The 21076-nt window shown below is 71.9% G+C and carries 22 protein-coding genes; 6 read left to right on the top strand and 16 right to left on the bottom strand.

The annotated features are described in order from the left end of the window. Window positions 1-11: 11 nt before the first annotated feature. The 6 genes from ACIHAD_RS14115 to ACIHAD_RS14090 all read right to left on the bottom strand — a co-directional run bounded on the left by ACIHAD_RS14115 (window position 12) and on the right by ACIHAD_RS14090 (window position 6099). Complete coding sequence (locus ACIHAD_RS14115) at window positions 12-1172, bottom strand: mandelate racemase/muconate lactonizing enzyme family protein (RefSeq protein WP_397354805.1); 1161 nt, start codon at window positions 1170-1172, stop codon at window positions 12-14. 7 nt (window positions 1173-1179) lie between these two features. Continuing rightward, on the bottom strand, window positions 1180-1998 hold the full coding sequence (locus ACIHAD_RS14110) for a carbohydrate ABC transporter permease (RefSeq protein ID WP_357704931.1): 819 nt from the start codon (window positions 1996-1998) through the stop codon (window positions 1180-1182). Beyond that, on the bottom strand, window positions 1992-2876 hold the full coding sequence (locus ACIHAD_RS14105; protein WP_364088450.1) for a sugar ABC transporter permease: 885 nt from the start codon (window positions 2874-2876) through the stop codon (window positions 1992-1994). Before ACIHAD_RS14105 ends, ACIHAD_RS14110 begins: the two co-directional genes overlap by 7 nt. Further along, a complete protein-coding gene (locus ACIHAD_RS14100) occupies window positions 2873-4231 on the bottom strand; it encodes an ABC transporter substrate-binding protein (RefSeq protein WP_397354804.1) in 1359 nt (452 codons plus the stop codon). The genes ACIHAD_RS14105 and ACIHAD_RS14100 overlap by 4 nt, the downstream gene beginning before the upstream one ends. Before the next feature lie 31 nt (window positions 4232-4262). After that, window positions 4263-5387: a zinc-binding dehydrogenase gene (locus ACIHAD_RS14095; RefSeq protein ID WP_397354803.1), complete on the bottom strand. Its 1125-nt coding sequence runs from the start codon at window positions 5385-5387 to the stop codon at window positions 4263-4265. Between the two features lie 76 nt (window positions 5388-5463). Continuing rightward, window positions 5464-6099 (bottom strand): TetR/AcrR family transcriptional regulator, encoded by a 636-nt coding sequence (locus ACIHAD_RS14090; RefSeq protein WP_397354802.1) that lies wholly within the window; start codon window positions 6097-6099, stop codon window positions 5464-5466. Window positions 6100-6219: 120 nt separating this feature from the next. Between ACIHAD_RS14090 and ACIHAD_RS14085 the strand changes: the two genes are divergently transcribed. Genes ACIHAD_RS14085 through ACIHAD_RS14070 form a run of 4 tightly spaced genes read left to right on the top strand, consistent with a single transcriptional unit; the run spans window position 6220 to window position 11719 of the window. Then, entirely contained in the window at window positions 6220-7422 is a 1203-nt protein-coding gene (locus ACIHAD_RS14085; protein ID WP_397354801.1) for an MFS transporter, read from the top strand. Between the two features lie 4 nt (window positions 7423-7426). Further along, complete coding sequence (locus ACIHAD_RS14080) at window positions 7427-9046, top strand: alpha-amylase family glycosyl hydrolase (protein ID WP_397354800.1); 1620 nt, start codon at window positions 7427-7429, stop codon at window positions 9044-9046. Beyond that, the gene (locus ACIHAD_RS14075; RefSeq protein ID WP_397354799.1) at window positions 9043-10749 is read left to right on the top strand and encodes a glycoside hydrolase family 2 protein; all 1707 of its coding nucleotides are present in this window, start codon (window positions 9043-9045) and stop codon (window positions 10747-10749) included. Before ACIHAD_RS14080 ends, ACIHAD_RS14075 begins: the two co-directional genes overlap by 4 nt. Beyond that, window positions 10736-11719 carry a DUF2804 domain-containing protein gene (locus tag ACIHAD_RS14070; protein ID WP_397354798.1) on the top strand — a complete coding sequence of 328 codons (984 nt, stop codon included), beginning with the start codon at window positions 10736-10738 and terminating at the stop codon, window positions 11717-11719. The genes ACIHAD_RS14075 and ACIHAD_RS14070 overlap by 14 nt, the downstream gene beginning before the upstream one ends. Before the next feature lie 61 nt (window positions 11720-11780). Here the strand turns inward: ACIHAD_RS14070 and ACIHAD_RS14065 are convergent, their stop codons facing one another. The 3 genes from ACIHAD_RS14065 to ACIHAD_RS14055 all read right to left on the bottom strand — a co-directional run bounded on the left by ACIHAD_RS14065 (window position 11781) and on the right by ACIHAD_RS14055 (window position 13501). Further along, window positions 11781-12125, bottom strand: coding sequence for an RNA polymerase-binding protein RbpA (locus tag ACIHAD_RS14065; protein WP_043625492.1), 345 nt, complete (start codon window positions 12123-12125; stop codon window positions 11781-11783). Between the two features lie 154 nt (window positions 12126-12279). Further along, the gene (locus ACIHAD_RS14060; protein WP_397354797.1) at window positions 12280-12894 is read right to left on the bottom strand and encodes a hypothetical protein; all 615 of its coding nucleotides are present in this window, start codon (window positions 12892-12894) and stop codon (window positions 12280-12282) included. Window positions 12895-13006: 112 nt separating this feature from the next. Then, window positions 13007-13501, bottom strand: coding sequence for a nuclear transport factor 2 family protein (locus tag ACIHAD_RS14055; RefSeq protein ID WP_397354796.1), 495 nt, complete (start codon window positions 13499-13501; stop codon window positions 13007-13009). A 33-nt stretch (window positions 13502-13534) separates the two neighbouring features. Here ACIHAD_RS14055 and ACIHAD_RS14050 point away from each other — a divergent pair, with 33 nt between their 5' ends. Together ACIHAD_RS14050 and ACIHAD_RS14045 are read left to right on the top strand one after the other, a co-directional pair. After that, window positions 13535-14014, top strand: a complete 480-nt coding sequence (locus tag ACIHAD_RS14050; RefSeq protein ID WP_397354795.1) for a winged helix-turn-helix transcriptional regulator — start codon at window positions 13535-13537, stop codon at window positions 14012-14014. Between the two features lie 114 nt (window positions 14015-14128). Next, the gene (locus ACIHAD_RS14045; RefSeq protein ID WP_397354793.1) at window positions 14129-14605 is read left to right on the top strand and encodes a hypothetical protein; all 477 of its coding nucleotides are present in this window, start codon (window positions 14129-14131) and stop codon (window positions 14603-14605) included. 6 nt (window positions 14606-14611) lie between these two features. Here ACIHAD_RS14045 and ACIHAD_RS14040 read toward each other — a convergent pair whose 3' ends face one another. The 7 genes from ACIHAD_RS14040 to ACIHAD_RS14010 all read right to left on the bottom strand — a co-directional run bounded on the left by ACIHAD_RS14040 (window position 14612) and on the right by ACIHAD_RS14010 (window position 21074). Beyond that, the gene (locus ACIHAD_RS14040) at window positions 14612-16045 is read right to left on the bottom strand and encodes an MFS transporter (RefSeq protein ID WP_397354792.1); all 1434 of its coding nucleotides are present in this window, start codon (window positions 16043-16045) and stop codon (window positions 14612-14614) included. Between the two features lie 180 nt (window positions 16046-16225). After that, entirely contained in the window at window positions 16226-17026 is an 801-nt protein-coding gene (locus tag ACIHAD_RS14035) for a glycerophosphodiester phosphodiesterase (RefSeq protein ID WP_397354791.1), read from the bottom strand. A gap of 35 nt (window positions 17027-17061) precedes the next feature. Next, window positions 17062-17601: a TrmH family RNA methyltransferase gene (locus tag ACIHAD_RS14030; RefSeq protein ID WP_397354790.1), complete on the bottom strand. Its 540-nt coding sequence runs from the start codon at window positions 17599-17601 to the stop codon at window positions 17062-17064. Then, a complete protein-coding gene (locus ACIHAD_RS14025; RefSeq protein ID WP_397354789.1) occupies window positions 17598-18188 on the bottom strand; it encodes a class I SAM-dependent methyltransferase in 591 nt (196 codons plus the stop codon). The genes ACIHAD_RS14030 and ACIHAD_RS14025 overlap by 4 nt, the downstream gene beginning before the upstream one ends. Window positions 18189-18199: 11 nt before the next feature. Beyond that, window positions 18200-19147: a VWA domain-containing protein gene (locus ACIHAD_RS14020; RefSeq protein WP_397354788.1), complete on the bottom strand. Its 948-nt coding sequence runs from the start codon at window positions 19145-19147 to the stop codon at window positions 18200-18202. Beyond that, window positions 19144-20076: a DUF58 domain-containing protein gene (locus ACIHAD_RS14015; RefSeq protein ID WP_397354786.1), complete on the bottom strand. Its 933-nt coding sequence runs from the start codon at window positions 20074-20076 to the stop codon at window positions 19144-19146. Before ACIHAD_RS14015 ends, ACIHAD_RS14020 begins: the two co-directional genes overlap by 4 nt. Beyond that, window positions 20073-21074 (bottom strand): AAA family ATPase, encoded by a 1002-nt coding sequence (locus tag ACIHAD_RS14010; RefSeq protein WP_397354785.1) that lies wholly within the window; start codon window positions 21072-21074, stop codon window positions 20073-20075. Before ACIHAD_RS14010 ends, ACIHAD_RS14015 begins: the two co-directional genes overlap by 4 nt. Window positions 21075-21076: the final 2 nt, after the last annotated feature.

The raw sequence follows: 21076 nt of genomic DNA, 5'->3' as shown, positions 1-21076 counted from the left end.
TGGGGAGCCCTTCAGACCCGCTGGACGGTGAGCGGCTCGATCGCCGCGTGGTCCAGCTCTACACCGATTCCGGGCCCCGTCGGAACGGCGACGAGACCGCGGGAGTCGGGCAGCAGCGGTTCGGTCAGCATGGCGTGGAACACCTCCGGGACGATCACCGGCGGATCGTAGGGGTACTCCAGCCAGTCGCAGTTCGGCAGGGAGGCGCAAAGCTGCAGGTTGCCCGCCACGCCCAGCCCGGTGGCCCAGGCGTGCGGGATGACCTTGCGCTGCCGGGCGGCGGCCATGGCGCCGAAGTCGCGCAGCGCGCCGATCTCCTCGCTCTCGTTCGCGTCGGGCTGAAAGATGTCGAAGCAACCATCCTCCAGCATGCGCACGAGCTGGCCGATGCCGCGGTTGTGCTCGCAGCCCGCGATGGGGATCGGCGAGGCCGCGGTCAGCTCGCACAGCGCGCGGTAGTCGTGCCGGGGCAGCGGCTCCTCCAGCCACGCGACACCGAGGCCGGCCAGCTCCCTGGCCGTGGTGAGAGCGCGCTCGAAGTCCCAGATCAGGCGGGTGCCGTCGGGGGCGTAGCGCCATCGGGCGGCCGCCTGGTTGGCGTCCACCATGATCGCCACGTCCGGGCCGACCGCCTCGCGGACGGCGGCGACCTGCCGCACGTCCTCGGCGACGGTGGCCGCGTGCACCCGCAGCTTGATCCCCTGGAACCCCCGCTCGACGGCGGCCAGGGCGTCCTCGGCCCGCTGCCGCGGGTCGCGGAGCTCGCCGAAGCTCGCGTACGCGCGGACAGCTCCCGAGTGCCCGCCCCAGAGCTTGTACAGCGGCTGCCCGCAGGCCTTGCCGACGGCGTCCCACACGGCGACGCCGACGACCCACGGCCGGGGGAAGACGTACTCGGCCACGTACCGCAGCCGGTTGGCGACGTGCGTGGTGTCGAAGGCGTCCAGGCCGACGAGCTGCGGGCGGATCCAGCCGCGGATCGCCTCCAGCAGCATCGGCCCGGTGCCGTGCCCCATGTCGCCGCCGGACACCCCGACGATGCCCTCGTCGGTCTCGACCTCGACGACGACCGCCGACATCGCCCGGTGCGCGCCCTCCGGGGCCCACGACGGCACGAACGGCCGGGGATAGGGCAGCTCGATGACCCGCGCGCGGACGTCTGTGATCCTCATCGGCTCCTCACCCCTTGGTCGCGCCGTCCGCGAGACCCTTGATCAGGTACTTCTGCACCAGCAGCGCGAAGACCACCACGGGCAGCACGGTCAGCACGCCGACCGCGGCCAGCGGCCCCCACATCCCGCCCTTCTCGGTGTCGGCGGCGATCCCGGCGATGGCGACGGGGATGGTGACCGCCCGGTCGTTGGTGAGGATGAGCGCGAACAGCAGCTCCTCCCAGGCCAGGATGATGCAGAAGATCAACGTCGAGACCAGGCCGGTCAGGCTCGTCGGCACGATGATGCGGAAGAACGCGCCGAAGCGCGAGCAGCCGTCGATCATCGCCGCCTCCTCCAGCTCCTTGGGCAGCCCGCGGAAGAAGGCCCGCATCAGCCACACGACGTACGGCACCAGGAAGGTCACGTACGCCAGGATCACGGTGATGTACTGGTCGGTCAGCCCGAGCTTCCTGGCCACCAGGAACAGCGGCACCACCAGCGCGATCGGCGGCACCGCGCGCGAGGCCAGGATGAGCCCGCCCACCACGCCCGCGCCGCGCATCCGCAGCCGCGACAGCGCGTACCCGGCCATCGAGCCGGCGACCATGGAGATGGCCGAGGCGCCCGCCGCCACGATGACCGTGTTGATCATGCGGGGCAGGATGCGCGCCTGCTGGAAGTAGCTGACGTAGTTGTCGAGGGTGAACTCGCTCAGCCACCGCGGCGGCACCGTGAAGATGTCCCGGGGCAGCTTGAACGAGATCGAGACCATGTAGAGCACGGGGAACAGGAAGGCCAGCGTCACCAGGACGGCCCCGGTGACGGCCGCGTACCGTCTCACCATCGGTTCTCCAGACGCCGGGTCACACGGAACAGGACAAAAGTGATCAGCATGGTCAGGACCAGCACGATCGTCGCCATCGAGGAGGCCGAGCCGAACTCCAGGCTCCTGAAGCCCTTCTCGTAGATGTAGAGGTTGATGACGTTGGTCGAGTTGCCCGGCCCGCCCCTGGTGGCCGCCAGCGCGATGTCGAACATCTTGACCGCGCCCAGCCAGCGCACCACGAACGCGGCGGCCATCACCGGCACCAGCAGCGGCAGCGTGATGCGCCGCAGGATCGCCCAGCGGCCGGCGCCGTCGGACCTGGCGGCCTCGTACACGTCGCCGGGCAGCGCCATGATCCCGGCCGAGGCGATGAGCACCACGAACGGCGTCCAGCGCCAGGTGTCGATGACGATCAGGCTGACCATGGCCAGCGTCGGGTCGCCGATCCACTCCACCGGCCCGACGCCGACCAGGCCGAGGGTGTAGTTGACCACGCCCCACAGCGGGTCGAGCAGCATCCGCCACACGCCGCCGGCGACCACCGGGGCCACCACCATCGGGATGAGGAACAGGGCACGCAGCACGCCCCGCCCCCGCCAGGCGACGTTGAGCAGGAACGCGATGGCGAACCCGAGCACCATCTGCAGCGGCAGCGCGATCACCAGGTAGACCCCGGTGACCTTGAGCGAGTCCAGGAATCCCGGGTCGTGCAGCACGGCCTCGTAGTTGCGCCAGCCGACCCATCCGGACGGCTGGAAGGAGGCCAGGTCGAAGTCGGACACGCTGACCCAGGCCGTGTACAGGATCGGGTAGAGCAGCATGCCCGCCAGCAGAAGCAGGGCGGGGGCGAGGAAGAGCCAGGCCGTGCCCGGCTCTCCCAGTCGGGCACGCCTCACTGGTTGTAGCCCTTGGACTTCAGCAGGTCGGTGATCTCCTTGGCGGCCTGGTCGATCGCCTGCTGCGCGGTGGCCTGCCCGGACATGGCCCGGCTGGTCTGCAGCGCCAGGATCTGCTGCACGGCGTCGGACTCGGGCAGCCTGGGCCGCCACATCTCACCCTTGGAGACGACGTCGTAGCCGTCCTTGAGCGCCTTGTAGACCGGGCCGGCCCACTCGGCCGGCGGCGTGCCGTCGAGGCTGGAGTTACGGGCGGGGAAGGTGCCGAACGCCTTGCCGGTGAACTGCTCGCCCTCCTTGGAGGTCACCCACTGCAGCCAGGTCCAGGCGGCGGCCGGGTGGGTGGACTTCTTGGAGATGCCCGCCGTCCAGATGCCGCGGTGGGCGCCCGGCGCGGCCGATCCGGCGGGCAGGGTGGTGATGCCCACCTGCTCGGGGGTCAGGGTGGTGGTCTCCTTGTCCACGGCGGTGCCCTTGAAGACGCTGCCCCACATGAACATGGTGGCCGTCTTGCCCTGCCGGAAGGCCTCCAGCGGCTCGTTGAACTGGTAGGTACTGGCCCCGGGCGGCGCGTACTTGAGCAGGTCCACCTGCGTCTGCAGGGCCTTGACGCCGGCGGGGGTGCCGAAGGCGACCTTCGTCCCGTCGAGGATCTTGCCGCCGTCGGAGTTGAGCACGGTCTGCCACACCGTGGGGGTGAGCGGGTCCTTGGTGAAGTACGTGCCCACGGCCCAGGAGTCGGTCTTGCCGTCGCCGTCGGTGTCCTGGACGAGCTTGGGGGCGTCCTTGAAGTACTGCTCCCAGGTCGTCTGCGCGGTCGGCTCGGCCACCCCGGCCTTCTTGTACAGCGACTTGTTGTAGAACATCAGCAGCAGGTTCGAGCGCACGGGCACGGCGTACTGCTTGCCCTCCCACTCGCCGGCGGCCAGCGGGGAGGCGTTGAAGTCGGCCCAGTCGTAGCCGGGATCGTTCCACTTGGCCAGCTCGGGGCTCTTGAGGTCGTACAGGGCGCCGGTCTTGGCGAGCTGCGGCAGCCAGGGGTCGTCGGCGAGCACCACGTCGTAGGTGGCGGTGGTGCCGGTCAGCTCCAGCATCGTCTTGGGGAGCTGGTCGTTGTAGGGCGCGCCGTCGACGGTGACCTTGATGCCGGGGTACTTCTTGGCGAACTCCGGCACGAGCTTGTCCTGCCACTGCTTGGCGAACGCGTCGTTGGCGATCACGCGGATCGACACCGGGGCCTGCGCCGTGCCGAGGCCGCCGCCGTCGGCCGCGACCTCCTCCGACGGCGAGCCGCAGGCGGCGACGCTGAGCGCGAGCACGGCCGCGGCCGTGACGAGCCGGGTGTTGTTCAACACTTGTGTCCTCCCGGGAGGGGAATGGGGGATTTCAGGCGGAGGGGTCGACGGCGAGCTTGACGACGTCCCGGCCGTCCAGTGGGTGGCCCGAGCCCAGGGCTTCGAGCGCCTCGCGGACCCGGCCGAGCGGCACGCGGTGGCTGACCACGCGCTCGAAGGGGCTGCCGCCGCGTTCCAGGATCGTCAGCGCCTGGTGGTAACGGCGCTGCATGTCGGGGCCGGCGCCGTAGACGCCGGCGATCGTGAGGTCCCGCTTCAGCAGGTCGCTGTACGGGTTGAAGGGGACGGTGCCGCGGTCGGTGAAGTTGCCCAGTTCGGCCAGCACGCCGCCGTCGGCGACCAGGCCGAGCGCCTCGGTGAACGCCTCGGGCGAGCCCGCGGTGCCGATGACGGCGTCGGCGCCCTGGCGTCCCAGCGCGTCGAAGACCGCCCGGCGGCGCGCGGCGGGTTCCTCGCCGAGGCCGACGACGGCGTCCGCGCCGAGCAGCGCGGCCAGTTCCAGCCGGGCGCCGGGCGCGCCGACGGCGACCACCTTGGCCGCCCCGGCGGCGCGGGCGGCCACCACGGCCATCAGGCCGATCGCGCCGATGCCCTGGACCACGACGGTGGAGCCGATCCGGATCGCGGAACGTTCCACGCCGTGCAGGGCCACCGACAGCGGCTCCTGCAGCACGGCCACCTCGGCGGGCAGATCGGTCCGGTAGAACACCGTTCCCGCGTTCGAGGCGTACAGGTGGGTGGCGAAACCGCCGGTCAGGTACGGCGGCCGGTCGGCGGGGGAGGCGAACCCGTAGGAGGGCCGCCGGTCCGGGCAACTCCCCGGCCTGCGGCGCACCTGGCACTCGAAGCACCGGCCGCAGCTCAGCGACGGGAAGACGCCGACCCGGTCGCCGACGGCCACCGGCCGGCCCGCGTGGTCGGCCCCGACGCCGTCGCCGAGCGCCGCCAGCCGGCCGACGATCTCGTGCCCGAGCAGCGCGGGGAACCTGACGCTGGCCAGCCGGCCCCGGTAGATGTGGGCGTCCGTGCCGCACATGCCGCACAGCTCCACCTCCAGGACGAACTGTCCCGGGCCGGGTTCCGGCAGGTCGTACTCGCGCACCTCCACCGCTCCCGCGACGTCGGTGACGATCGCCGCGCGTGCCGTCGCGTCCATGCACCGCCTCCTGCATTCTGCTTTCTATAGAATGTGGAAGACGGTAGTTCGTCCGGTTTTGAACGGTCAATCCTTGTTACCGGAATGTTTCTGAGGCCACGTCCACGAAGTAGGCCCGCAGCAGCCTGCGCCCCTGGTCGATCATGGCCGGATCACCCTGCGGCGTCGCCGAGAACGTCAGGTACAACACCGCCGCCGTGCACTGGATGGCCAGCCGCATCACCCGGTAAGGATCGGGCAGCGGCGGCAGCCCCGCCTCCTCCAGCGCGAAGTGGTAGAGCCGCTCGGCCAGCACGTCCCCGCTCTCCTGCACGCGCCCGGCGGGCAGGAACGACGCGCCGCCCGGCCGGGTGTCGGCGAAGTCCACCACGGTGAAGCCCGGCACGCTCCTGCGCATCGCCACCGTCTCGGCCAGCACCAGTTCGGCCGCCCGCGGCCAGGTCAGCGGCGGCTCCTCGGCGACCCTGGCCCGCATCCGGGCCAGCAGGACCTCCAGGTTGCGCAGCGCCAGCTCACGCAGCATCCCGGGCTTGCCGTCGAAGAACTGGTAGATGGTGCCGGCGGGCACGCCGGCGCTCCTGGCGACGTCGGAGATCGTGAGGGCGTCCAGGCCCACCTCGTCCAGCAGGCGGGCGCAGGCGTCGAGGATGCGTTCGACCCTGTCGATGCTGCGCCTCTGGACCGGTCGCCGCCGGATTCCGGGGTTCTCCACGGACAAGTCTTAACATAACGACCTGTCATGTTCTAACGTGACATCCTCTCACGTTCCCCCCGGAGGACATGCATGGCCGAAATGCGCCTCACGCCTGACAGACGGGTATCCGCGGGCTGGATGTCCCTGCTGGCACTGGCCCAGATGGGGGTCATCATGGCGATGACCGTCGGAAACCAGATCCTGCTCCCCTCCCACGTGGCGCGCATCGATCCCCAGCACAAGGAGGCGTCGCTGGCGGTGGTGTTCGCCGTCGCCGCCGTCTGCACGATCGTGGCCAACCCGCTGTTCGGCGCCCTGTCCGACCGCACCCGCGCCCGGATGGGCCGGCGCCGCCCCTGGATCGCGGGCGGCGCGCTGGTCTGCGCCGCGTCCCTGGTCTTCCTGTCCCGCCAGGACTCCCTGGCCGGGCTGGTCGTCGGCTGGGCGGTCGCCCAGCTCGCCTTCACCGCGGCGCTGGCCACCGCCATCGCCACCGTCCCCGACCAGGTGCCGATCCACCAGCGGGGCAAGGCCTCGGCGCTGGCGGGCGTGGGCCAGCTCGCCGGGCCGCTGCTGGGCGGGGTCGTGGTCACCGTCGTGGCGACCGGCTCGCAGGCCGGGTTCATGGCGATGGCGGTCCTGATCCTGCTGCTGGTGCTGCCGTTCAGCCTGTTCACCAAGGAGCCCGCCACCGCGCCGGCCGACCTGCCGCCGTTCGACCTGCGCGCGCTGCTGCGCAGCTTCCGGGTCAGCCCGCGCAAGCACCCCGACTTCGCCTGGGCCTGGCTGAGCCGCTTCCTGATCACCCTCACCCTGGCCATGGCGATCGGCTACCTGCAGTACTACCTGCGCGACGGCGTCGGCTACGAGGCGCTCTTCCCCGGCTCCACCGTCGAGCAGGGCGTCGTGGTGCTGGTGGCGGTCTTCACGCTGAGCAGTGTCGTGCCCACGCTGCTGGCGGGCTGGCTGTCGGACCGGTTCGGCAACCGCAGGTCGGCCGTCTTCATCGGCGGCCTCACGATGGCCGCCTCCGGGCTGGTGCTGACGTTCCTGACGAGCTGGCCCGCCGCGCTGGCCGCCAGCGTCCTGCTCGGCGCGGGCTACGGCATGTTCGCCGCCGTGGACCAGGCCATGGTCACCCAGCTCCTGCCCGCCGACGCCGACCGCGGCAAGGACCTGGGCATCGTCAGCCTGGCCAACTCCGCCTCCAACACCCTCGGGCCGGTGATCGCCGCGCCCCTCGTCACCTCCGCGGGCGGCTACCCGCTCATGTACGCCGTCGCGGCGGCCTTCGCCGCGCTCGGCGCCTGCCTCATCTGGAGAATCCGCAGTGTCCGATAAAGCAGTGTCCGACGGATCCGCAGCCTTCGACGGCGACGCCTGGTGGCGCGACGCCGTCGTCTACCAGATCTACCCCCGCAGCTTCGCCGACGGCGACGGCGACGGCCAGGGCGACCTGCCCGGCGCGCTGGCCCGCCTGGACCACCTGGCCGACCTGGGCGTGGACGCCGTCTGGCTGAGCCCGTTCTACCCCTCGCCGCTGGCCGACGGCGGCTACGACGTCGCCGACCACACCGACGTGGACCCCCGCTACGGCACGCTGGCCGACTTCGACGCCTACGTCGCCGCCGCCACGGCCAGGGACATCAAGGTCGTCGTCGACATCGTGCCCAACCACTGCTCCTCGGCCCACCCCCGCTTCCGGCAGGCGCTGGCGGCCGGCCCCGGCAGCCCCGAACGCGAGTGGTTCGTCTTCCGCGACGAGCCCAACAACTGGCAGTCCATGTTCGGCGGCCCCGCCTGGACCCAGGCGCCCGACGGCCAGTGGTACCTGCACCTGTTCGACTCCGCCCAGCCCGACTGGAACTGGCGCCACCCCGGCGTGACCGCCATGTTCGAGGACGTGCTGCGCTTCTGGCTGGACCGCGGCGTGTCCGGGTTCCGCATCGACGTGGCCGCCATGTTGTTCAAGGAGGACGGCCTGCCGGACGTCGTCCCCGGCAGCCAGGGCGCGCCGCTGGCGCCCGGCCGGTCGGCGGTCCCGTACGAGCACCAGCCCGAGTTGCTGGAGCTGTACCGGTCCTGGCGCAAGATCCTGGCCTCCTACCCGGGCCGGCGCGGCACGGTGGCCGAGATCTGGTTCGGCGACCCCGCCCAGGCCCGGCCCTACCTCACCGGCGACGGCCTGGCCCAGCTGTTCAACTTCCGGCTGATGCCCCTGCCGTGGTCGGCCGGCGAGTTCCGCGCGGTGATCGAGGAGTCCCACCGGCTGGCCCGCGAGACGGGCGGCTCGATCCCCTGGGTGCTGGGCAACCACGACGTGCCGCGCATGGTGACCAGGTTCGGCATCGACCAGGACCTGGTCCGCGCCCCCACCGCCGACGTGCTGCTCGGCCGGGTCGCCGTCGACCGCGAGCTCGGCCTCAGGCGCGCCCGCGCGGCGGCGCTGCTGCTGCTGGCCCTGCCCGGCGGCGCCTACCTCTACCAGGGCGACGAGCTGGGCCTGCCCGAATATCTGGACATGCCGGCCGAGGCGCGGCAGGACCCGATGTTCGAGCGCACCGGCCGCGCCTTCATCGGCCGGGACGGCTGCCGCGTGCCGCTGCCCTGGTCGGGCACGTCCGCGCCGTACGGGTTCGGCACGGGCGGCACCTGGCTGCCCCAGCCGGCCGACTGGGCCTCCCTCACCGTCGCCGCCCAGCGGGACGACCCCGCCTCCACGCTCAGCCTCTACCGCAGCGCGATCGCCCTGCGCCGCGAGCACCCCGCGCTCGGCGACGGTGACCTGACCTGGCTCGACGCCCCGCCCGGCGTGCTGGCCCTCACCCGCGGGCCCGGCTTCACCCTCGTGGTCAACTTCGGCCCCGGCGCGGTGCCGCTGCCCCCGCACCACGACGTCCTGCTGGCCAGCGGCCCCCTGGACGGCGGCACGCTGCCCGCCGACACGGCGGTGTGGCTCTCGTGACCGGCGAGCCGATCCCGCTGCCGGAGTACCCGCGCCCCCAGCTCGTCCGCGACAGCTACCTCAACCTCAACGGCCGCTGGCGGTACGCGATCAACGACGGCTCGCGGCCGGAGTCCCACGACGGCGACATCCTCGTGCCGTACTCGCCGGAGGCGCCGCTGTCCGGCGTCGGCCGGCAGCTGCGGCCGGGGGAGACGCTGTGGTACCGCCGCTCGTTCGAGCCGCCCCCCGGGCCGGTCGGCGGGCGGGTGATCCTGCACTTCGGCGCGGTGGACCAGACCTGCCGGGTGTGGGTCAACGACGTCGAGGTCGGCGGCCACAGCGGCGGCTACCTGCCGTTCTCCTTCGACGTCACCGACGCCCTGACCGGGGGCGTCAACACCCTCGACGTGGCCGTTCGGGACGACACCGACACCGGGTGGCGGGCGCGCGGCAAGCAGCGCCTGCGCCGCGGCGGCATCTGGTACACCGCCCAGTCGGGCATCTGGCAGACGGTCTGGGCCGAGCGCGTGCCCGCCCTGCACGTGGAACGGCTCACGATCACCCCCGTGCTCGCCGAGGAGTGCGTCGAGGTGACCGTGCACGCCGCGGGCGGCCAGGCCGAAGTGGAGATCCTCGCCGGCGGCCGGGTGGCGGCCCGCGTCACCGCCCCCGCCGGGCGGCCGGTGCGCGTCCCGCTGCCCGGCGCCCGCCCGTGGACCCCCGAGGACCCCTTCCTGTACGACGTGACCGTCTCGCTCGGCGACGACCGCGTCCGCGGCTACGTCGGCATGCGCTCCTTCTCCGTCGGCCCCGACGCCGAGGGCGTGCCCCGGCTGCTGCTGAACGGCCGGCCGTACTTCCACGCGGGCATCCTCGACCAGGGCTACTGGCCGGACGGCCTGTACACGCCGCCCTCGGACGAGGCCATGGTCGACGACATCGTCATGATGAAGCGGCTCGGCTTCACCATGCTGCGCAAGCACATCAAGATCGAGCCGCTGCGCTGGTACCACCACTGCGACCGGCTCGGCATGCTCGTCTGGCAGGACCTGGTCAACGGCGGTGAGACCTACCGGCCGCTGGTCATCACCACCCCGGCGCTCCTGCCGCTGCGCCTGGACGACCGCCGCCACCGCCGCTTCGGCCGGGCCGACGCCGACGGGCGGGCCGCGTTCGAGGCCGAGCTGCGCGAGACCGTCGAGCACCTGCGCAACGTGGTGAGCCTGGCGGTCTGGGTGCCCTTCAACGAGGGCTGGGGACAGTTCGACGCCGCGCGGATCGCCGCCGAGCTGGCCCGGCTCGACCCCACCCGGACCGTCGACCACGCCAGCGGCTGGCACGACCAGCGCGCGGGCGACCTGCTCAGCCTGCACGTGTACTTCCGCCGCTTCCGCCCGCCCCGCCCGGACGGCCGCGTCCTGGTCCTGTCGGAGTACGGTGGCTACAGCCTGCCCGTCGAGGGCCACACCTGGGGCGAGAAGGAGTTCGGCTACCGGCGCTTCCGCACGGCCGAGGAGCTGGGCGCGGCGTTCGTCCGGCTGCACGAGGAGCAGATCGTCCCGGCCATCGCCAAGGGTCTGAGCGCCACGGTCTACACCCAGCTCTCCGACGTCGAGGACGAGCTGAACGGCCTGCTCACCTACGACAGGGCCGAGCTCAAGCTGCCCGCCGACCTCATCCGCTCCGTCACCAGGAGGCTCGCCTTCCATGACCACCCATGAACGGGAGATCACCGCCCCCGCCGACCTGTGCCTGCCCGGCGGGCGGCTTGACCCCGCCGCGGTCGGCTGGACCCGCACGCCGCTGCACCGAGCCAACCTGCGCGGCTGGGGACGCCGCAAGCAGTGGGAGTACTGGGGCGTCGTCACCCCCTCCCACATCATCGGCCTGGTCGCCTCCTCGCTGGACTACGCCGGGGTGCACGGCCTCTACGTGCTCGACCGGGCCACCGGCGTGGAGTTCGCCAAGGACGTGGTGGTGCCGCTGGCCCGCGGCGCGGTCTTCCCCGACCGCAGCGGCGCCGGGACGGCGTCCGTGCGCGGCGGCGGCCTGGCGATCGACATCCGGCAGGACCCGGCGGGCACGTCGATCCGCGCCGCCGCCCCCGGCGTGCACCTCGCCCTGGAGGTGCCGCTGCCGCAGGGCCACGAGTCGCTCGGCGTCGTGGTGCCCTGGGGGCCCAACCGGTTCCAGTACACGGTCAAGGACGTCGGCCGCCCGGTGCGCGGGCGGCTGCGGCTGGGGACGGAGGAGTTCGCGATCGACGAGGCGGACTCCTTCGCGGTGCTGGACCACGGCCGGGGGAAGTGGCCGTACGCGGTCACCTGGAACTGGGCGGCCGGCAGCGGGCCCGGCAGGGCCGTCCAGCTCGGCGGCAAGTGGACCGACGGCACCGGCGTCACCGAGAACGCCCTGTTCACCGGCGGCCGGCTGCACAAGATCGGTGACGAGCTGGAGTGGGTCTACGACCGCGGCGACTGGCTGCGCCCGTGGCGGATCACCGGCCCCCGGGTCGAGGTGGAGTTCCGGCCCTTCCACGAGAAGGTGGCCCGTACCCAGCTCCTCGTGGTGGGCAGCGAGACCCACCAGTGCTTCGGCCACTTCACCGGCCGCGTCCAGGACGACGACGGCGTGTGGGTGGACCTCGACGGCCTGACCGGCTGGGCCGAGGAGGCCCGTAACCGCTGGTAGCCGTTGGCGGGCACAGCAAAACCCCCGGGCGTCGCCCGGGGGTTTTCACCGTGAGAAGTGGTCAGGCGCTCTTGCGTCGCTGGGCGCGCAAGACCGCCAATCTCTCGTTGAGCACCTCTTCCAGGTCCTCGATGGACCGCCGCTCCAGCAGCATGTCCCAGTGTGTCCGTGGGGGCTTGGTCTTCTTCGACTCCGGCTGCTCACCGTCGACCCGCACCGCGGTCGCGCCGCACATGCGGCACTCCCAGGTCGCGGGGATCTCGGCCTCGGCGGCAAGCGGAACCTCGAAGCGATGGCCCTTAGGACAGGTGTAGGACACCTCCTGGCGTGGGGCCAGATCCGTGTTACGGTCGTTCTCGTAGCTGGTTGCCCCGAGCCGGGTGCCACGAAGCGCGCGCTCGCCCATGTCTAAATGCCTCCTACAGGGCCCCCATACGTGGGGGGTCTGTCTCCCACGGTGTCTAACGCTTGGTACCGTGATGGGATTCCCACCCGCGGGGTGATCCAATCGCGCTTGGGGCCCTCGGTTATTCGAGCCCGCTCCCACCGGGGCCGCGTCCTCAGGCCGCGGCGGTCGCCCGCGGGGCTCTGAGCAGGCTCGCCGCCAGCCACAACCCGCCGATCATGATGAGCGCGCCGTGCGCGATCCGCACCGGGTACGGGCCGAAGAACTGCGGGATGAACAGCGCCAGCCCCACCGCGAGCGCCGTCCCGGCCCCCTTGGGCAGGATCCCCGAGCGTCCGACGGCCACGGCGGCCATCACCGTGCCGACGCCCAGCAGCGCCAGCCCGGCGGCGAACATGGTGATGGCGAGCGGGTCGTAGCGGAACAGGGTGGCCAGCTCCATCAGCGCGGGCGCGCCGTCTCGCAGGGAGCGTACGGCGATCACGTGCAGGCCGAAGTCCTCGGCCCCGTAGTAGGGGAGCGTCAGGCCGGCGCCGGTCCAGGTCACCGCGGCCGCGCGCAGTGACAGGCGGTCGCCGAGCACCTTGTGCAGTCCGAGCACGCCCAGGCCGAGCAGCACGAATCCGAGCATCGCGGCCAGATGGCCGGTGACCCACGCGGTCGAGGCCATGGCGGCGGCGTCGTCGCCGGACGGCCGTACCACCGGGTACACGAACAGCAGCACGCCGCCGAGGGCGAAGGCGGCGGAGGTCAGGCGGGGGGAGGTCATCGGTGCTCCTTGCTGAGGGCGTTGCTCCTTAGTGAGAGCAATGCTCTCGCTACGGGCCCCCCCGTGTCAAGAGCACTGCTCTCTGTTTAGAGCATCGCCAACCCTGCGTACGTCAGGCGAGGAGCGGCACCAGCGTCCGGTCGCCGAACCTGCTCATCGCCGCCAGTGGCGCGGAGGCCGCCCCTACTAGCAGCGAAAGGCCCGGTTTGCCCTTGTCCCTGGCGATGCGGGGACCCAGGGCGGCCATCAGTGCGGTCAGTCCCGGTAGCGGCCTGATCCACATCGTGATCTCGCGGACCAGGCCGTCCTGGTCCAGTTCGAGCTGGGCGACCTCGTTCAGCGGCTGGCGGCCCACGCGGGCGGTCGCCGTGAGCATGCGGGTGCGGCCGTCCCCGATGTCGCTCTGGTAGCGCAGGTCCGACAGCACGTCGAAGACGGCCTCGAACAGTGCTCCGACCCGCGTCAGGCCCTCGAACCCGGCCCGGTAGCTCAGTGGCGAGTGGAACACCACGCCGTCGGCGAGCGTGGCCTTGAGCGCTTCGACGTCATGCGTCTCGCCGGCCCGGCGGTACGCCGCGGCGGGTGAGTCCTGAATGTGAACTGTCATGGGTTCACTTTATCAACCCACTATCATGGGTGCATGAACAGGTTCGGTGAGATGCACTGCTCCATCGCCCAGGCCGTCGGCGTGATCGGCGAGCCGTGGACGCCGCTGATCCTGCGCGATCTGTTCCTGGGCCTGCGCAGGTTCGACGACCTCGCCGAGGACCTGGGCATCTCGCGCAACCTGCTGGCCCGCCGGCTCGACCACCTCCTCGCCACGGGGGTCGTGGAGAAGCGGCCCTACCAGGAGCGTCCGGTGCGCCACGAATACCTGCTGACCGAGGCCGGCCGTGACGTCGTGCCCGCCCTGCTGACCCTCATGGCCTGGGGCGACCGCTGGTCCACCCCGCCCGGGGGGCCGCCCGCGCTGCTCGTCCACTCCTGCGGGCGGGAGTTCACGCCGGTCGTCACCTGCCCCCACTGCGGCGGCGAGGCCACCGCCGAGACCGTGCTGCCGCTGCCCGGCCCCGGAGCCGCCCGGGGGCCGGGCACCATGGCCCTGGCCGCCGATCTGTGACGTTCCGTGTTTGGCGCGCGACCCTTCGTGAGAGGACTCTCATGGCCCGCTCACGGCCGTCCCACGGCGGCCGCACAGGCTTCAGGGGACCGCGACGTCGATCAGGAGGCGTAGATGGATCTCGTACCACGGTGGCCGGCAGTGGCCGCCGCGCTGGCGTTCGTCCTCGGCGGTGGAGGGATGCTCCTTCCCGCCCAGGCGGCGGCCGGGCCGCCCCCGGGCCTCGTCCTCGCCGCCGATGACGACGACGATGACGAGGGGGACGACGGCGAGGCCGCCCCCCGGTCCGGGCGGCGCGAACCGGTCAGGAGACAGGCGCACGCCCCCCGGCGCGACGACGACGTCGAGGGCATCCCCGGCCTGGAGGCCCGCGACTCCCGGCCCGACGCCCCCGTCAGCCGCCCCGTCAGCCGCCCCGTCAGCCGCCCCGCCAACCGCCCCGTGGACGCCCCCAGGCAGGCCGAGATCCGGCTGGAGAGCAACACCATGACCGGCGGCGGTCACGTCGGCCCGATGGTGCTGCTGGCCATCTGCGGGACCGGCGCCCTGGTGGGCGCCTCGTACTGGCTCTCGCGCCGCTACGGCCCCTGACCGGGGTCAGATCCGGGAGGGGACCTCGTTGCCGGCCGCCCTGATGGCCTTGGGCAGGTTCGTCAGGGCGAGCAGCACGAAGCCCACCACGAAGAATATGATCATGGACACGATGGCGATCCGGTAGCTGTTGGTGACCTGCAGCGCGATCGTCACGGTCAGCGACCCGATGAACGCCGAGCCCTTGTCGCTGATCTGCAGCAGGCTGAAGTACTCCGCCTCCCGCCCCTTCGGGATCACCTGCGAGAACAGCGACCGCGACAACGCCTGCGTGCCGCCCAGCACGATCGCGATGGCGAAGGCCATCAGGTAGAACTGCAGCGCCTGCCCCTCGCCGACGAACATCGCCACCACCACGATCCCGGTCCACAACACCAGGCTGGCCAGCACCGTGCGCTTGGTGCCGAAGCTGCGCGCCAGCCGCCCCAGCAGCAGCGCCCCGAAGAACGCCACGAACTGCACCATCAGGATCGCCGTGATCTGGACGGTCTTGTCCAGCTTGAGCGCCTCGGAGGCGAACGCCGCGCTGTTGCCGATGACCGTCTGCACGCCGTCGTTGTAGACCAGGTAGGCCACCAGGAACAGCAGCGTCAGCGGGTAACGCCGCAGCTCGGACAGCGTACGGCCGAGCTGGCGGAAGCTCCCGCCCACCGAGCGCAGCGTCGTGGTCTCGTGCGCCGCCACCGGACGGTTGCGCAGCCGCAGCAGCGGGATGATCGTGAACGTGGCCCACCACAGCCCGGCCGACATCATGCTGATGCGCACCGCCATGCCCTCGCTCAGCCCCAGGCTGTCATGTTGCAGGAACAGCGCCAGGTTGAGCAGGAGCAGCAGGCCGCCGCCCAGGTAGCCGATCGCCCAGCCGCGCGAGGAGACCCCGTCGCGCTCCTCGGGGGTGGAGATCTGCGGCAGGAAGGAGTCGTAGACCACCACCGAGGAGCCGTAGGCCAGGTTGGCCACCACGAACAGCACGCCGCCCACCATGTAGCGGTCGCCCTCGACGAAGTACAGGCACATGGTGGCCAGCGCGCCGACGTAGGCGAACCCGCCGAGCAGCTCCCGCTTGCGGCCGGTGTGGTCGGCCAGCGCGCCCACGATGGGCAGGAACACGATCTGCAGGAAGACGGCCACCGTCAGCGTCAGCCCGAAGAAGGCCGCGGGTCTGATGTCGGCGCCGAGCACGTCGACGTACCCCAGGCCGGGGTGGCGCAGGACCAGCGCGTCGAACTGGGACGCGCACGTGTCGGCGGCGAGCGCCGGGAAGTCCTTGGCGCAGGCGGCGGCCTTGGCGACCGGGATCAGGTACGGCCCCAGGAAGACCGAGATGATCGTGGTGTAGAAGGCCGAGTTGGCCCAGTCGTAGAAGTACCAGCCGCGCTGCTCGCGACGGCGCGCCGCGGGGGAGTCGTCGAGGTCCGCGGGGGATGCGGTGGAGGCCATGGTGTCGTGTCGCTCCTCTGCGGCCGGGCGGCCGGCGGGCCTCGCGCAGCCCGGCAACGGGGGGTGGGGTCAAGCCTGACGAAGTGGCTGTCTTCGCAGGTCGTGGGTCACATCCACGTGTCGTGCCCATGACCTTACAGTGATCACCTCAGGAGAGGAAGGTCATGACCGCCGGGCCGCTCAGGCCGCCATGCCGCGCGGGTGCCACAGCCCCCGGCGGTCGAGGACGTCGCGCAGGCCGGTGACGTTGTCGGTCATGATGCCGTCGACGCCGAGGTCGAGCAGCTGCTCCATGCGGACGGTGTCGTTGATCGTCCACACGTGCACCTGCATGCCGATGGCGTGCGCCGTGCGGACCAGGCGGCGGGTGGTGACGCGCAGGCCGCGGAAGCCGACCGGCACCTGCGCGCACGGGATCCCGGACCGCGACAGGCGGGCCAGCAGGCGGCCGTAGCCGGAGGTGGTCGCCGCGGCCCGTAGCGCGGCCACGCCGCGCGGGCCGAGCGCCGAGCACACCTCGCGGCCCAGCGCGGCCCTGGCCATCACCAGGCGCTCGTCGGAGAAGGAGGTCAGGCAGACGCGGTCGTAGGCGTTGGTGCGGCGGATCACCTCGGCCAGCGGCGCGATGGCCGCGGCCTCCTTGACGTCGATGTTGAAGCGCACCTGCGGCCAGGCGCCGAGCAGGTCCTCCAGCAGCGGGATCTCGTGCACGCCGGCGATGCGGGCCTGCCGGACCTCCCGGTAGGGCAGCTCGGACAGGCGGCCCCGCCGGTCGGTCACCCGGTCGAGGGTGTGGTCGTGGAAGGCCAGCAGCACGCCGTCGGCGGTGGCGTGCGCGTCGGTCTCCAGGTAGTCGTAGCCGAGCGCGACCGAGCGTTCGAAGGCCGCGAAGGAGTTCTCGGCGCCCTCCAGCGCGCCTCCGCGGTGGGCGAAGGCCAGCGGGCCCGGATGGTCGAGAAAGGCGAAACGACGGCTGAGCACGACCGGGGTATCCCTTCCGGAGATGGATGGTTCGGTCACGGTTCGGGGAGATTCTCCCACTCCTGGCGGCGCGCCTCGGCCAGCGCGATGGCCGCGGCGACCGACACGTTGAACGAGCCGACCCGGCCGACCTGCGGGATGTAGCAGACGCCGTCGACGGCCTCCAGCAGGGCGGGGGAGCAGCCGTGGTCCTCGCTGCCGACCACCAGGCACACGTCGCGGCCGAGGTCGGCGCGGTGCAGCGGCACGGCCTCGCCGGTCAGCTCGATGGCCAGCACGGCGTAGCCGGCCTCCTTGGCGGCCTTGACCGCCTCGGTGGCCGGGACCGGCTCGTGCCAGGTGACCAGGCGTTCGGTGCCGAGCGCCGTCTTGCCCGCCTTGGGGTTGGTGGGCGGCGTGGCGTTGCCCGCCAGCCAGATCTGGTCGACGCCGAACGCCGCGGCGCTGCGGAAGATCGAGCCGACGTTGAACGGGCCCGTCACCGACTCCAGGATCAGCGCGAGCCGGTTGTCGGTGTTCCTGCGCCAGGTGCGGTTGAGCCGCTTGACGTCGGTGGGGCGCAGCTGCCTTCTCATCGGGCCACCTTCAAGATGCGGTAGGCGGCTCGGGAGGCCTCGCGGGAGACCTGCCAGCCCTGCTCGCCGAGCCAGCGCTGCAGGGAGTCCGAGCCGAGGTGTTTCTGGACGACCAGGTAGGCGACGCCGTCGGGCGTCAGCCGGGTGAGCCACCTGGTGAGCATCTCGTGCAGAGCCGGCTTGCCAATCCGGATGGCGGGATTGGACCAGATGGCCCGGAATTTCACGTCATCCGGCACTTCATCGACATGAACTGGTCTTACTTTGTAAAGGCGGGCGGCCTGGGCGTTTCGCTCGGTCAGCTCCAGACCGCGCCGGTTCACGTCGACGGCCCACACCGTCGCCCCGGGTGCCCGAGAGGCCATCGTCAGCGCGATGGGGCCGTAGCCGCAGCCCAGGTCGAGCAGGTCGCCCTCCTGCGGCGGCGGCGGGACGGACTCCAGCAGCGCGCGCGTGCCGACGTCGACCCGGTCGGGTGAGAACACGCCCCTGTCGGTCTCCAGCCGCAGATGCAGGTCGGGCAGGACCAGATCGACCGAGCCCGGCCTGCTCGCGGTCTCGGGTCGTTCGGAGAAGTAGTGGGCCACGTGGGAAAACGTTACGGGATCCGGGTGCCGAACAAGACCGCGGCGCCGGCCACCAGCAGCCCGATCACGATCGCGGCCACGATGAACCACTGGGTGATCTCCTGGCTGACCAGCTTGAACCCGAGCGAGGTGCCGATCTGCTCGTAGACGTCGCGCAGCTCGCTGCCGGACTCGGCGGTGTAGGCCCGGCCGCTGGTGCCGTCGGACAGCGACTGCAGGGTCTGCTTGTTGACCGGGACGTTCACCGGCCTGCCGTCGATGTCGACGGTGCCCTCCTGGGTGCCGTACGCGATGGTGGAGACCGGGACGCGGGCCTGCTGGGCGGCGTCGATGGCCTCGTTCACCGACCGGCCGGAGGTGTTGTCGCCGTCGGACAGCAGCACGATCGCGGCGGGCGGCGGGTCGGTGGCGGCCTGCTGGTCGAAGGAGCGCACCGAGTCGAGGGAGTTGAAGACGGCCTCGCCGATCGCGGTGCCGGGGCGGGTGGTCAGGTTGCCGATGGCGGTGACGACGGCCTGGTGGTCGGTGGTGGGGGAGATGACGACGTTGGCCGAGCGGGCGAAGGAGACCACGCCGACGTTGAAGCGGTCGGGCAGCTCCCTGGCGAACGCCTGGGCGGCGGCCTTGGCGGCGCTGATCCGGTCGGGCTGGACGTCGCCGGCGTCCATGGACAGGGAGACGTCGAGGGCGATCATGATGGTGGCCCGGTCGCGGGGGACGCGTACCTGGTCGGCGGGCTTGGCGGCGCCGACGACCAGGAGCGACATCATGACGAGGAACAGCGCGGGGGGCACGTGCCGGCGCCAGCTCGGCCCGGCGGGGGCGACGAGGTCGAGCAGCGCCAGGTTGGTGAAGCGCACGGTGTAGCGGCGGCGGGCGAACTGCGCCACGACGTATCCGGCCACCAGCAGCGCCACCAGCACGAACAACCACAACCAGCCGGGCGCGAGAAACGTCATACGGGTCTCCGGCGGGCGAGGTGGCTCATGCGGCGCTGACGCAGGACGAACTGCGCCACGTCGAACACCCAGTCCCTGTCGGTCCGCAGCACCAGGTGGGCGATCCCGGCGCGGCGCAGGGCCAGCCGGGTGCCCTCGCGCTGGAGGGCGGCGGCTTCTGCATATGCTTGCCGGACTTTGGGAGAAAGGTGCACTTCACGTACGTTCCCGGTCTCGGGATCGGTGAACGCCACCCGGCCGACGTCCGGCAGCTCCAGCTCGCGCGGGTCGATGACCTCCACGGCCAGCACCTGGTGGCGGGAGGCCAGCCGCCTGATCGGGCGTTCCCAGGGGCGTTCGGCGTCTGGGTCGAGCTCGGGCCGGGCGTCGAGGAAGTCGGAGACGACCAGGCGCAGGCCCCTGCGACGCCGGGTGGCCGCCAGCACGTCGATGCCCTCGGCGAGGTCGGGGGCGTCGGGGACGGCCCGGCCGCGCGGGGCGTCCATGAGGGAGTTGAGCAGGCCGTACAGGGCCGGGCGGCCGGTACGGGCGGGCATGCGGTGGATGTACTCCTCGTGCAGCACCAGCGCGCCGAACCGGTCGCCCATGCGGCTGGCCAGGAAGCCGATCGCGCCGACGGCGGCCACGACCAGGTCGCGCTTGTCGGTGTCGGCGGTGCCGAAGTCCATGCTGGCGGACAGGTCGGCCAGCGCCCACGTCTCCAGCTCCCGGTCGGCGATCAGGTCGCGGACGTGGGGGACGGTCGTGCGGGCGGTGACGGCCCAGTCCATGCGGCGCACGTCGTCCTCGCCGGGCACGTACAGGCGGCTGTCGCCGGCCTCGCTGCCGGTGCCGGGCAGCAGCCCCTGGTGGGCGCCGTGCAGCAGGCCGTCGAGCCGCCGCGTGACGGTCAGCTCCAGCCGCCGCAGCGCCTGCTCGGCGGTGTTCAACGGTTCTGGTTCCACACGACGAGGGGCGGCGGCACGGCGTGCAGGATCTGCTTGACCACCTGCTCGGGATCGACGCCGTCGGCCAGCGCGTCGAAGGTCAGCGTGAGCCGGTGGGACATGACGTCGGCCGCCACGTCGCGCACGTCGTCGGGCAGCAGGTAGTCGCGGCCGCGCAGCAGGGCCAGCGCGCGCCCGGCCGAGACCAGGCCGAGCGTGGCGCGGGGGCTGACGCCGATCTCGATGGTCTCGGCCAGGTCGCCCAGCCCGTAGTCGGCGGGCGCGCGGGTGGACATGACCAGGCGCACCACGTAGTCGGCCACGAGCTGGTGCACCGAGACCTGCTCGGCGGCCTGCTGCAGGGCCAGCAGCCGGCCGGGGTCGAGGACGCGGTCGGGCACGGGCGGCATGACGCTCATGCGGTGGAGGATCTCCAGCTCCTCGTGCGCGCTGGGGTGGGGCACCCGGACGCGGAACAGGAAGCGGTCGCGCTGCACCTCGGGCAGCGGGTAGACGCCCTCGGACTCGATCGGGTTCTGGGTGGCCAGCACGATGAACGGCCTGGGCAGCGGGTGGGTGACGCCGGCCAGCGTGACCTGGCGCTCGGCCATCACCTCCAGCAGCGCGGACTGGACCTTGGCCGGGGCGCGGTTGATCTCGTCGGCCAGCAGGAAGTTGACGAACACCGGACCGAGCTCGACGTCGAACTTCTCGTTGGAGGGGTGGAAGACGCGGGTGCCGACGATGTCGCTCGGCACGAGGTCGGGGGTGAACTGGATCCGGGCGAACGTGCCGCCCACGACGGTGGCCAGGGTGGCGGCGGCGAGGGTCTTGGCGACGCCCGGCACACCTTCGAGCAGGCAGTGACCGCGGGCGAGCAGGGCCACGAGCAGCCGCTCGACCATGTGCTCCTGCCCCACGATGACACGCCGGACCTCGTCGAGACTTTGACGCAGCACTGCCGCGTCGTTTCCGCCTGGCAACTCTTCGGCGACGCTCATGA

Origin of the sequence: Nonomuraea sp. NPDC052265, from assembly GCF_044547985.1 — a bacterium.
Taxonomy (GTDB): Bacteria; Actinomycetota; Actinomycetes; order Streptosporangiales; family Streptosporangiaceae; genus Nonomuraea.
The sequence above is the reverse complement of the archived record's forward strand: the minus strand, read 5'-3'. Positions and strand labels throughout refer to the sequence as shown.

What these genes read in the sequence shown, in the direction of transcription:
- ACIHAD_RS14070 (WP_397354798.1), top strand. Translation starts at nt 10,736, where the DNA reads ATGACCACCCATGAACGGGAGATCACCGCCCCCGCCGACCTGTGCCTG.
- ACIHAD_RS14045 (WP_397354793.1), top strand. Translation starts at nt 14,129, where the DNA reads ATGGATCTCGTACCACGGTGGCCGGCAGTGGCCGCCGCGCTGGCGTTC.
- ACIHAD_RS14040 (WP_397354792.1), bottom strand. Translation starts at nt 16,045, where the DNA reads ATGGCCTCCACCGCATCCCCCGCGGACCTCGACGACTCCCCCGCGGCG.
- ACIHAD_RS14065 (WP_043625492.1), bottom strand. Translation starts at nt 12,125, where the DNA reads ATGGGCGAGCGCGCGCTTCGTGGCACCCGGCTCGGGGCAACCAGCTAC.
- ACIHAD_RS14010 (WP_397354785.1), bottom strand. Translation starts at nt 21,074, where the DNA reads ATGAGCGTCGCCGAAGAGTTGCCAGGCGGAAACGACGCGGCAGTGCTG.
- ACIHAD_RS14020 (WP_397354788.1), bottom strand. Translation starts at nt 19,147, where the DNA reads ATGACGTTTCTCGCGCCCGGCTGGTTGTGGTTGTTCGTGCTGGTGGCG.
- ACIHAD_RS14030 (WP_397354790.1), bottom strand. Translation starts at nt 17,601, where the DNA reads ATGAGAAGGCAGCTGCGCCCCACCGACGTCAAGCGGCTCAACCGCACC.
- ACIHAD_RS14085 (WP_397354801.1), top strand. Translation starts at nt 6,220, where the DNA reads ATGTCCCTGCTGGCACTGGCCCAGATGGGGGTCATCATGGCGATGACC.
- ACIHAD_RS14095 (WP_397354803.1), bottom strand. Translation starts at nt 5,387, where the DNA reads ATGGACGCGACGGCACGCGCGGCGATCGTCACCGACGTCGCGGGAGCG.
- ACIHAD_RS14060 (WP_397354797.1), bottom strand. Translation starts at nt 12,894, where the DNA reads ATGACCTCCCCCCGCCTGACCTCCGCCGCCTTCGCCCTCGGCGGCGTG.
- ACIHAD_RS14050 (WP_397354795.1), top strand. Translation starts at nt 13,535, where the DNA reads ATGAACAGGTTCGGTGAGATGCACTGCTCCATCGCCCAGGCCGTCGGC.
- ACIHAD_RS14055 (WP_397354796.1), bottom strand. Translation starts at nt 13,501, where the DNA reads ATGACAGTTCACATTCAGGACTCACCCGCCGCGGCGTACCGCCGGGCC.
- ACIHAD_RS14115 (WP_397354805.1), bottom strand. Translation starts at nt 1,172, where the DNA reads ATGAGGATCACAGACGTCCGCGCGCGGGTCATCGAGCTGCCCTATCCC.
- ACIHAD_RS14110 (WP_357704931.1), bottom strand. Translation starts at nt 1,998, where the DNA reads ATGGTGAGACGGTACGCGGCCGTCACCGGGGCCGTCCTGGTGACGCTG.